The sequence below is a fragment of the Mucilaginibacter sp. P25 genome, assembly GCF_050859465.1.
GTDB lineage: Bacteria > Bacteroidota > Bacteroidia > Sphingobacteriales > Sphingobacteriaceae > Mucilaginibacter > Mucilaginibacter gossypii.
In genome coordinates, this window is record NZ_CP193937.1 from 5835735 (window position 1) to 5847583 (window position 11849).

Annotated in this window: 8 protein-coding genes; 7 read left to right on the forward strand and 1 reads right to left on the reverse strand. The window is 40.6% G+C overall.

All coding sequences use genetic code 11. The features are described from left to right. Window positions 1-36: 36 nt before the first annotated feature. Window positions 37-894, reverse strand: a complete 858-nt coding sequence (locus tag ACRQ5D_RS29395) for a 3-keto-disaccharide hydrolase (RefSeq protein ID WP_091162440.1) — start codon at window positions 892-894, stop codon at window positions 37-39. A gap of 343 nt (window positions 895-1237) precedes the next feature. Here ACRQ5D_RS29395 and ACRQ5D_RS29400 point away from each other — a divergent pair, with 343 nt between their 5' ends. The 7 genes from ACRQ5D_RS29400 to ACRQ5D_RS29430 all read left to right on the forward strand — a co-directional run bounded on the left by ACRQ5D_RS29400 (window position 1238) and on the right by ACRQ5D_RS29430 (window position 11787). Further along, window positions 1238-3772 (forward strand): ligand-binding sensor domain-containing protein, encoded by a 2535-nt coding sequence (locus ACRQ5D_RS29400; protein WP_432327486.1) that lies wholly within the window; start codon window positions 1238-1240, stop codon window positions 3770-3772. Window positions 3773-3774: 2 nt separating this feature from the next. Continuing rightward, window positions 3775-4593, forward strand: a complete 819-nt coding sequence (locus ACRQ5D_RS29405) for a sensor histidine kinase (RefSeq protein WP_432329904.1) — start codon at window positions 3775-3777, stop codon at window positions 4591-4593. A 50-nt stretch (window positions 4594-4643) separates the two neighbouring features. After that, on the forward strand, window positions 4644-5324 hold the full coding sequence (locus tag ACRQ5D_RS29410) for a helix-turn-helix domain-containing protein (protein WP_431200893.1): 681 nt from the start codon (window positions 4644-4646) through the stop codon (window positions 5322-5324). A 187-nt stretch (window positions 5325-5511) separates the two neighbouring features. Further along, window positions 5512-6345 carry a glycoside hydrolase family 16 protein gene (locus ACRQ5D_RS29415; protein ID WP_091162436.1) on the forward strand — a complete coding sequence of 278 codons (834 nt, stop codon included), beginning with the start codon at window positions 5512-5514 and terminating at the stop codon, window positions 6343-6345. Window positions 6346-6916: 571 nt separating this feature from the next. After that, a complete protein-coding gene (locus ACRQ5D_RS29420; protein ID WP_431198603.1) occupies window positions 6917-7678 on the forward strand; it encodes a carboxypeptidase-like regulatory domain-containing protein in 762 nt (253 codons plus the stop codon). A gap of 20 nt (window positions 7679-7698) precedes the next feature. Continuing rightward, window positions 7699-10083 (forward strand): SusC/RagA family TonB-linked outer membrane protein, encoded by a 2385-nt coding sequence (locus tag ACRQ5D_RS29425; RefSeq protein WP_431200894.1) that lies wholly within the window; start codon window positions 7699-7701, stop codon window positions 10081-10083. Between the two features lie 108 nt (window positions 10084-10191). Continuing rightward, window positions 10192-11787, forward strand: coding sequence for a RagB/SusD family nutrient uptake outer membrane protein (locus ACRQ5D_RS29430; protein ID WP_431198604.1), 1596 nt, complete (start codon window positions 10192-10194; stop codon window positions 11785-11787). The last annotated feature ends 62 nt before the right edge of the window (window positions 11788-11849 follow it).

Sequence of the window (11849 nt, forward strand, 5' to 3'; positions counted from 1 at the left end):
AGGTAAAAGGCAGTCAAATTAGTCTTTTTATTTTATTTATTGTTTAGGAATCCGTTTCTCAGCGGTTAACTGCTTAACTACGTCGGCCAATTTCTGACGATCATGCGCGTATTTTTCAAGATCAACAATTTCAACTTTCCTAAACTCAACAGGATGACTTTCGCTTTGCAGGGAAATTGTACCACTTTTTAACAACGCACCCTCCTCTGTACTGCCAACCGGGTCCAGTTGCGGGCGCTGATAACGTAACACTTCTTCTCCGTTTACATAATGCACCACCAGCGAATCGCCCAAAACAAGAGCCTCCACCCTAACCCACTGATCGCCATGAAAGGTTTCGGATTTTGAATCCAGGCAATGACTTTTAACAACCGAGTTATTTAAAACGTACTGTGTACCGGGGGTGCACACGTTCGCGGTCGGCCTTTTATCTTTACCATTGCCGCCCAACAACTGAACCTCAATGGATATTGGAAAATCCTGGTCTACCTTCATAGTTTTAGGATCCTGACCATGTATCATAATTCCGCTGTTGCGAAACGCCCATCCGGGGCCACCTTTTACCTGGTTACCTGTGAAACGATACTCCACACCTATAAGATAATATGAAAAAGGCTTTTTGTAAAACAAATGCCCAAACTGGTCATCAAATTTTTCATATTGATCATAATTTACCTGGATCTTATGATCAACAACCCTGAAGGTGTTACCAAAATTTTCATTTAATTGATGTTTCCTGATTTTAACAGTCCAATCCGTTAAATCCTTTCCGTTAAAAAGCTGTTCCCACTTAACTTTCAATTTTGGGTCCGGGCTTTTCAACGCCAGCAATATGGGCAGGCTTATTAAAAATAAAACATTCAGTATTGAAAAAGTGAGTCCACGCTTTATCATGACATATTTTTTGATTATCTAACTATTAGTTTATTGCCCGAAAGATAAAAAAGCAGATTGCTATATCGGTTTAATCGGCTGCTGATCAAAAATGCAATAATAGAATTAGAAAAAAAGGGGTAAAACCCTAAATTTAAGGGGGTAAAATAAATTGCCTGTAAAAATCAAGATACAGAAACCTATCTGGTAGTATAGAAGCAATTAGCTTATAAACATATACTCAAAACATCACCCTGAACACTACTCTGCCCTTGCTTTGTAACATTATCACTTGGATTAAAAAACAAGACACTTTTGTAAATCATTTTGATATTTTTACTTACCAGTTATTAACTAATAATTTATGTTGCATAGTAGGATAAATAACATCTTAAATCCGAAAATATACTTTAGTTTCCTGTTCCTTTTCGTTTACCTAAATGTTTTTGGTTTCACAGCCGGGCAGCCCGTGCGGTATCTTGGTATCGAAAACGGACTATCTAATAATGCGGTTACATCTCTCTACCAGGATCAATATGGTTTTATGTGGATGGGTACTTATGATGGCTTAAACCGGTATGACAGCGATGAATTTAAAGTCTACAGAAACGAGTGGAACAACAACAAATCCCTCCCATACAATCATATAAGTGCCTTAAATGGTGTTGGTAACAAAATATTGATAGGCACACAACGCGGGCTTGTTTTTTATAATTACCCCGACTCTTATTTTTATCCGGAATATTTCCGGGAGCACAACAGCGGGCGCCGGTTAAAAATAGCTTCAAATATAAATGTTATTGTAACCGGTAAGGATAGCAGTATATATATAGGATCCGATGAGCTGGGATTATTGAGATATGATAAAACCAGGAAACTTTACCTGCAAACGAGGCTTACCGACCAATATAATTATAGTGTAAAAGCATTATGCCCTACCCGGGCAGGCGTTTGGGTATTTGTAAAAAACCGCGGGCTGGGTTTATACGATCCAAAATCTGATCGTATAAATATCATCAATACTCAACTTTACAATGCCAGTTGCCTGCTTTCAGATAAAGCGGGCAACCTTTGGATAGGCACTGAAAACGGCTTGTTTATATTTGACAGTAAAACACGAGCTATCAAGAGGTTTCAACTGGCTATTGATAAACTTACCAGCGATAACATATCCAATTTAACTCTCGACGAAAAAGGTAATATCTGGATAGCTACCGACGGTGGCGGCATCAATATTTTAAATACAGATAGTGGCAAACTCACTTTTATTACCAATGGTAACAAAGCGGGTTCATTGCGCAGTGGGGCTGTTACCGCTGTTTATAATGACAGGGAATCAAGAAAGTGGATAGCAACGCTGCGCGGTGGGGTTAGCGTGGTGGACAATTTTAAAAAGCCATTTGCACTTTTTAACAACGATCCCTTCAACAAAAACAGTGTGATCAACAATTTTATTCTTTCCTTTTGCGAAGATGAAAAGCATAACCTATGGATAGGCACCGATGGCGGCGGGCTTTCTTACTGGGACATTAAAAATAATTTATACACCGGCTATACTCATGCATCAACCGGCGGAGGCTTAAGTACCGATTTTATTGTAAGCATACTTAAAACCTTCGATAATAAAATATGGGTTGCTTCTTTCAACGGTGGTATTGACCAGTTTAGCAAAGCTACCGGCAAATTCAAGCATTACAACTGCTATAATACATTAACCCAAACAACCGATAGAAACCTATGGAAACTTTTTGAAGATTCCAGGCACCATTTATGGGCAGGTACTACCAGGGGTGGCCCATTATATCTTTATAACCGAAAAAATGACCGCTTTGAACTATTTGATGAAAACCTGGTTAACATACACGCTATATTTGAAGACAGTAATGGAAACTTATGGGCAGGTAATTACACCCGGCTCATTAAAATAGATACCGTTAAGAAGGCTCATCATTTTTTTAATGTGGGCTATGGCATCAGAACCATCGCGGCTGATAATTCAAACCATTTATGGGTTGGCACTGAGGGTGGTGGATTGCTAAAATTCAACCTTCCTGATATGAGCAGTGTGAGGTATACCAAGGCTAATGGTTTGCCAGGTAACTCAATCCTTAACATTCTTATCGACAATAAAGAAAACCTATGGTGCAGTACTTACAATGGTTTAAGCAGGTTTTCCCTGGCAAAAAATAAGTTTACAAATTATATTGTTTCTGATGGTTTGCAAAGCCTCCAATTTAATTACAACGCGGCTATCCGGCTTCAATCGGGCAACATGGCCTTTGGAGGGATTAATGGATTTAACATTTTTAATCCCGACAGCATACAGGTAGCAGACCATCGGCCCGATCTTCGTATTACCGGCCTGAAAATTGACAATTTAGAAACCGATGGCTCCAGCGAATTGCTCAAAAATCAATCTGTAGCCGATCTTAAAACAATCCAGCTTAATTATGAACAGGCTGCGCTTACCGTTCATTACACGGCGCTCGAATATTCGTTTCCGGATAAAATTGAATATGCTTATTATCTTGAGGGATGGGACCATGGGTGGAACTATGTGGGCAAGACCAAATCTGCATATTACACTCATTTAAATGAAGGCTGCTACAGGCTAAGGATCAAAGCTACAGACACCCGGGGAAACTGGATGCCGAAACAGATCAGTGTTAAAGTTATTGTGTTTCCGCCATGGTACAGAACGTTGTGGGCCTACGGGGTATACCTGGTTATTATCTTTGGGATAATATACCTTTATCTTTTATATCGGGTAAAGCAGGCAAAGCTTAAATTTGAAATTAACCTGGCTAACTTAAAGGTTGAAAAGGAAAAAGAACTGAATGAAAAAAGCTCGCTTTTTTTACCAATGTTTCGCACGAGTTCAGAACGCCACTTACGCTAATCATTAATCCTGTCAAAGATCTGCTGGACAAAAATAAAAGCCATTCGGACGAGCTAAATACAGTATATAGGAATGCCCGCCGCTTATTAGGATTAGTAGATCACCTACTGCTGTTTCGCAAAACTGAAAGCGAAAACGCGCAGTTAAATATAAGTGAGATAAATTTTGTACGGGTATGCGAAGAGGTATTTTCGTGCTTTGCACATCAGGCTAAAATCAAAAACCTGAATTTTAACATTGAAACAACCAGCAGGAATATCGCGGTATTTGCCGATGTCGAAAAAATAGAGATCTCATTGTTTAACCTTATTTCGAATGCGGTTAAGTTTACACCTGATCATGGCACCATCAAGATTTTTGTAGAAGAAGATGACACACATGTTTACTTTAAAATATCAGATAATGGCATTGGTATCAATACCGACACCGGCGATAAACTGTTTGATAAATTTTATCAGGTAAAGGACAATAATTATTTTAAAAAGGGCTTTGGTATCGGTTTGTACCTGGTTAAAGTATTTATTGATTACCATAAGGGCACGATAAATTATTTAAATAATAAAAATGGCGGAACAACCTTTACCTTAAAGCTATCGAAAGGAATAAAACACTTTTCGGCAGAGGAGATAAATATTGTAACAGTTCCTGACTATAATTTTGTAAATGACCTTATAGATCATGACAGTAAAGAACTGATTGAAGAGAATGGTGAATTACAGAAGCTTGAACTGTTTAGCCAGGAAAAGCATACCCTCGTTGTTATTGACGATAATGAACAGATCAGGACATATATCAAAAAATATTTTTTGCCGACTATTTAGTTCTTGAAGCAAAAGATGGAGCAACCGGTCTTGAGCTGATTAAAAAATATATACCAGATCTGATCATCAGCGATATTGTAATGGACGGAATAAACGGGTTGGATTTATGTAAAATGATTATGGAAGATGCGGCGATAAAGCATATCCCGGTTATTTTGCTCACCGGCGATACCACACCCGATATTATGGTTAAAAGCCTTGAACAAGGCGCAATAGACTTTTTGCGAAAACCATTTGATAAAGAATTGCTCACAGCAAGGGTTAAAAGTGTGTTGAGGAATAAAACCAAACTTCAGCAATATTTTTATAAGGAGGTTACGAAGGAAAACATAGCCATTAATATTTCGCGGGAAAATAAAGACCTGCTCAACAACTGTATTGCTGTTATTGAGCAAAACTTCAACAGCGACAATTTTGATGTTTATGCCCTTGCCGATGCAGTCGGCATTAGCTATCCAACATTATTTAAAAGGATCAAAAGCACTACCGGTCAGTCTATCAATAACTTTATCAGGTTTGTTCGCCTGCGTAAAGCTGCCGAGCTTCTTATCCAAACCAATTGTAATATCAACGAGGCGGCAATACAGGTAGGGATCAGCGATATCAAATATTTCAGGGAACAATTTCACAAACAATTCGGCGTCAATCCATCAGAGTTTATCAGAAAACACCGGGCAAATTTCCAGGTCTCCTATCGATTAAACGAGTTTGAAAAACCTCAGGTAAATTAAATATCAATTGGACAAAGGCGAGTAGAAGAAACATCAGGCTGTCTTAAAAACAGAAAAACAACCTTGAATATAATTTTCTCGCCCTTTAATTTATAGTTATGTCCCTCTTTTATACTTTAAACTATGCCTTACTTTGTTTCTGACAAAATCGACAATCTCATTTAAGATTTATAACTATTTCGTTATCATGATTACTAAAATAATAACTGCCATATTGCTTATAGCGCTTCCGGTTCTCGGTAAATGTCAGCAGGATACGCTGGGCGGCTATAAATTGGTTTGGGCAGATGAGTTTAACAAATACGGTGCTCCCAATCCGGATAATTGGGCATTTGAATCCGGTTTTGTACGGAATAATGAAGATCAATGGTATCAGGAACAAAATGCAATTTGCCGCCACGGCAAATTGATAATCGAAGCGCAGAGGGTACACCTGATAAATCCTGGGTACGTACCTAACAGTACCAACTGGAAACAGAAAAGACAATTTATAAATTATACCTCATCAAGCATTAACACAAGGGGCAAGCACAGCTTCCAATACGGCCGGTTCATTATGCGAGGCCGTATAAGTACCGATGCCGGCCTATGGCCCGCTTTTTGGACCTTAGGTATAGAAAAGCCCTGGCCTGCCAACGGAGAAATTGATATTATGGAATATTACCAGAGTAAGCTTTTGGCTAATATTGCCTGTGGTACGGCGGTCCCTTATAAAGCCAAATGGTATAGTAACACCAAAGCCCTCCATACTTTCAAAGCTAACTGGAGTAAGAAATTTCATACCTGGCGTATGGATTGGGATGCCACAGCTATAAGTTTATATGTTGATGACAGCTTGCTCAATCGTATCGAGCTAAAAGATCTTGTTAATCAGGACGGCACTCAATTTAACCCTTTTATGCAGCCTCATTATATATTGCTGAACCTTGCAATAGGAAGCGACAACGGTGGCGACGCATCTGCTACAAAATTCCCTAAACGGTTTGAAGTTGATTACGTTAGGGTGTATCAAAAAAAATAAAGCGCTGGATCAGTACATTTTGTTTGCTGCCTTTTAAAATTGTCATATATACATTATTCCTAACCAAAAACAGGGACATAAGACCGTTTTATTTTAAAAACGTTGCATATAATGGATTTTATCCCCTTTTTTTACAGCTTTACCCCTTTTTTTGCAAAAAAATAGCACTTAATTGTGGCTACCAATTAACATAGACTGTTTGTTATCCCCTGCAAAAATTATACGGCTTTTTCGTACAGATTTTTTATTTGTTAAAAAATTGCCTGCTGATGTTGTGCAATAATATAGCTTCTTAAGTTTTAAGAAACACCAGGCTACAATTATTAACGCCGGCATAAAACGGAAAGCTACCATTGTTCTTTGAGATTACCGCCTGAATTTCGACCTGAATTTAAACTGTTATTTTAACAATTATTCTATTAACTCATTTCATAACCTAAATAAAAAAATAATGGCAAGACAGAAAAACTAAAAAGGAAAACGGACCATGATCCAGACGCATTAACAAATGCCAAGTTTTAAATTCTAATCACTCCCAATTATGCAATATTTTTTACCTGATAAAATATCTTTGAGAAGAAAATCCGGGTCAGTAGTTTTATCACTGATCCTGCTGATAGCTATGCAAACAAGCAGCTATGCAGCTAATGCCTTTAACTCTTTCAGCGGAATAAAACTTAACCGATATACCGCCGCTGTACCTATTAAAGGTAAAGTAATTGACAAAACCACCGGTGAAACCATCATAGGCGCATCCGTAAAAATCAAAGGAACCAGTACAGGTGCCGTTACCGATGTAAACGGTAGTTTCGCGCTTAACGCCGATCCTAATGCTGTACTGATAGTTAGCTATATAGGCTACGAACAGGCTGAGTTTCCACTTAACGGACAAACCTCGGTAACCATCAGGCTGCAGGTAAACGCCAAGAACCTGAACGAGGTTATCGTGGTAGGTTACGGTACCCAAAAGAAAACATCTTCAACCGCGGCCGTGTCAACCATTCAAACTACCGAAATTGCAAAAAAACCGGTGGTTAACTTAACCAACAGCCTTGTTGGTCGTGCATCGGGTTTAATTATAACCCAAAGCAGTGGTGAACCAGGCTATGATGGTTCAAACATCCTGATCAGGGGTATTGGATCCAATGGTGGTAGTTCGCCGTTGCTTGTGGTTGATGGTGTACCACGCGATTTCAGCCGCCTTGACCCTAATACCATAGAAACCTTTTCTGTATTGAAAGACGCCGCCGCCGTTGCCCCGTATGGTGTGGCCGGCGCAAATGGCGTAATCCTGGTTACAACAAAAAAGGCAAATCGGGCAAACCGACTTTAACTTATAACGGCTACTATGGTATCCAGAATCCGACCAAAGTACCCACATTTGTTGGCTCATATGAATATGCGCTTCTGCGTAATGAGGCCAATGCCAATGATGGCCAGCCAGCGGCATACACCGCAGACGATATTCAAAAATTTAAAGACCACTCAGATCCTGATGGTCATCCTGATGGCCATCCTTTGCAGCAAATTATCCAGAAAAACCGTCCAATCACTTATCACAATGTAACGCTTTCGGGAGGTACAGATGATATCAAGTATTTTGCAGCCCTTGGATATACTCACCAGGCAGGTATGTGGAGCACAACCTATCTTGATAAATATAATGGTTCGTTAAACTTAACTGCAAACGCCACTAAAACCACAACGGTATCCCTCTCTGTTAACAGTTATGTAGAAGATCAGCACTTTCCATCCCAAAGTGCTGCCACAATTATTGGGCAGGCACAACGCCAGGCGCCGACAACGCCTATTTATTACAGTAACGGATTATGGTCTGGTTATATCGGTCAGTCGCTTATAGGCGAAATTTATCACAGCGGTTATCAATTCAATGAAAATACGGCCGTATTGTCGCAGTTTACAATTGACCAGAAGCTTCCTATCAAAGGTTTAAGCTTGAAAGGTGTGCTCAGCTATGATAATGGGCCGGATCCTTTATTCACAGGAAATCAAACCTCGTTCCAGCGTATTTATACTACCCCTATACCTTTCTATAATGTTGACGTTACTACCACCCCTTACACTTATAAACAGGGGATACAAGGTAACTCAAAGGCTACATTTTCAGAAAATTACAGCCAAAACCACACATTGACCATTCAGGGCTTGTTATCTTATGCAGGTTCATTTGGCAAAAGCGATATTACCGCTTTAGGCGTTTTTGAAAGCCGCCGCGTAAAGTATCAAACATTTGGAGCCACTAAATATAACTACAACCTTGATATTGATGAATTGGATTTTGGCGGTCCGGCAGCTGCGGATGCAACTAACTTTGGTCGATCAAGCGGTCAAAAACAAATTGGTTATGTGTACAGAGTAGGCTACTCATACGATAAAAAATACCTGTTTGAAGCAACGGGCAGATATGATGGAAGCTACCTGTTTGCTCCAGGCCATCGTTATGGCTTTTTCCCTGCTTTTTCTGCCGGCTGGCGACTGTCCGAAGAAAAATTCATTAAAGACAATATTCTCTGGCTTGATAACTTAAAACTTAGGGCTTCCTGGGGTAAATCGGGGGCCTATCCAAGAACTAATAACAATATTCAAACTTACCAGTATCTAAACCCTTATAACCCTTATGCAAACTCCGCTGTTATTAATGGCAGTGCAACACAGGGAATCAACGAGGCATTGCAGGGCAATCCTAATATCGGCTGGGAAAAAGCGACTAAAACAGATATTGGATTTGAAGCTACGTTATGGAAAGGTTTACTAAGCATTGAAGCCGATTACTTCTATGAAAAAAGGGGCAATATGCTTGTAAGCATTGGGAATACATTACCCGGTGAATACGGCCTCGGCGTAGGGCTTGTAAACGGCGGCATCATGAGTAATCACGGTATCGATCTGACACTGCAAAGCTCCCATAGCTTCTCAAAAGACCTGCGGTTAGATGTTACAGGTACTTTCACCTTTGCCAGGAATAAACTATTACAAGTTTATGAGACAAACGCAACAGCGAACAATCCAAACAGGAGAATAACAGGCAGGCCTTTAAATACCATATTTGGATACCAGGCGTTGGGTTATTTCAAAACAACGGATTTTAACGCAGATGGATCACTCAAAGCTGGTTTACCAGTTCCTTCTTTCGGACCTGTTAAGGCAGGCGATATTGAATATGCTGATTTAAGCGGACCTGACGGAAAACCAGACGGCAAGATCGATGCTAACGACCAAACTGTAATAGGCCATCCTAATACGCCAGAGATCATCTATGGTTTAGAACCTAGGTTAACGTTCAAAAACTTTGATCTTGATGTTTTATTCCAGGGTTCGGGTAACAGCAACATTGTTATCAGCAACTATTTTGCTTTTCCTTTCAACGCATCCGGTTCGGCCTCTCAGTTGGTGTATGACGACCACTGGACGCCATCAACCCCAAATGCTTTATACCCAAGGGTTACCGGCACACCAACATCAAATAACACGCAAACTTCGTCCTGGTTTGTCAGAAATGATTCCTACATCAGGTTAAAGAGCTTTGAAGTTGGCTACACACTGTCAAACAAGCTGTTGCGGAATAAGATCCAGTCTATAAGAATTTACGTTGCAGGGCAAAATGTCATTAACCATTTACCTCATGTAAAGGAAATTATTGACCCGGAAAATAGTGGCAATAACACCAACTACTATCAACAGCGTGTATTTTCATTAGGTTTAAATGCCACATTCTAACTAAAATAAGAAAGCGATGAAACAGATTTTTAAAAAATACAGAGAGCTTTTTTACTTGCTTTGCTTGTTGTAAGTATCAGTGGATGTAAAAAAGATGATTCTTTAAATGTGACAAATAAAGCATTTCTAACTGATGTAGCTACATTCAGTTCGCAAAGTAATGCAGATCTTTTTGTAAATGACATATATAATCAAATCCCCGACGTCAACAATGACTATCAGCTAACAGAACAATATGCCGATAACAGTTTTTGCGGGGCAGCCTGGGAAAACGGTCAGGCAACTGTAAGGGCGGGTTCCATTGGCCCAAGTAACGTACCAACCGGCCCCGGCGGTATGTGGTCATGGGAAGGTAACTATAGCAAAATACGAAAATGCAATGTATTTCTACAACAGGCGGCTTTAAATAAAGCGAAGTATACCGACGATTGGTACAAGCAGCGCGTTGCGGAGGTTACGTTTCTAAGAGCTTACTTCTACTCCCTGTTGTTCACAGCTTACGGAGGGGTGCCTATTATTACCGTACCGCTTGATAACCGGAACGGAACTGATATTTTTACTGCCCGGGGCACTATTGATGAGACTGTTGCCTTTATTGAGGCTGATTGTGACGCTGCTGCCGCTGTTTTACCTACAAAAGCAGCACAAACCGGGAGAGCCACAAAAGGCGCCGCATTAACACTTAAGGGCTGGGTAGAGCTTTTTGCAGCCAGTCCGCTGGTAAACACAGCCAATGACGCAGGGAAATGGAGTAAAGCAGCGGCTACCAACAAATCAGTGATGGATATGGGTACTTATAGCCTGTTCAACACTTCGGCTACTTCTTATGCCGACCAGTTTTTATCGGCAAACAACTGGAATATTGAAACCATTTTTGCCCGCGGTTATGCAACCGGGCCTGCAAAGGGCAGTCACCGGGAAGGTTATCTGGGCCCGGTATACGTGAATGGTGTTCAGCAGTCATGGGGAAACCTTGCTCCAACACAGGGCCTGATTGATGATTATTCGATGGATAATGGGTTGCCTATTACAGATGCGGCTTCTGGCTATAATCCTCAAGCCCCTTACGCCCATCGTGAGCAGCGTTTCTATCAGTCAATCTTATATGATGGTGCAGCATGGCAGGGAGATATAATAAAAACGCGAATAGGCGGCAGTAACCAGATAGACCTTGGCTCGTCAAGCGATATCACCAATACCGGCTATTACGCCCGTAAAACACTGGATGAAAGCATCACCGGGCAAACCAGTATCAACCTGGCGCCAAGCTTTGCCAATTACATTATTTTCCGTTACGCGGAAGTGCTGTTAAGCTATGCTGAAGCGCAAAATGAAGCGGTTGGGCCAGATGCATCGGTTTATGACGCGGTTAATAAAGTAAGGGCGAGATCTGCATTGCCTGCCGTAAAAGCCGGCTTAACCAAGGATCAAATGCGTGTATATATTCGTCGCGAACGGCGTATCGAGTTGGCTTTTGAAGATAAGCGATGGTTTGATATTCGCCGATGGCTGATAACTACCGGCACAAACGGTGTGCTTACCACGCCGGAATATGGAATGAAGATCGAAGCCGGTGGGTCAGGGCTAACGTACACCACGGTCAAGATATTCACCAATACCTTCTTCGAGCGGCAAAACTGGATGCCAATTCCGCAAGCGGAAATTGACAAGAATAAAAAACTGGTACAAAACCCAGGATACTAAAAGATTAATACCTTGATTTTACATAACCCCGGGGCAAATGTCCAGGGGTTATGTATTTAAAG

Bases quoted from the DNA above. Each gene is read 5' to 3' on its own strand.
- ACRQ5D_RS29395 (WP_091162440.1), bottom strand. From the start codon at position 894: ATGATAAAGCGTGGACTCACTTTTTCAATACTGAATGTTTTATTTTTA.
- ACRQ5D_RS29400 (WP_432327486.1), top strand. From the start codon at position 1,238: ATGTTGCATAGTAGGATAAATAACATCTTAAATCCGAAAATATACTTT.
- ACRQ5D_RS29415 (WP_091162436.1), top strand. From the start codon at position 5,512: ATGATTACTAAAATAATAACTGCCATATTGCTTATAGCGCTTCCGGTT.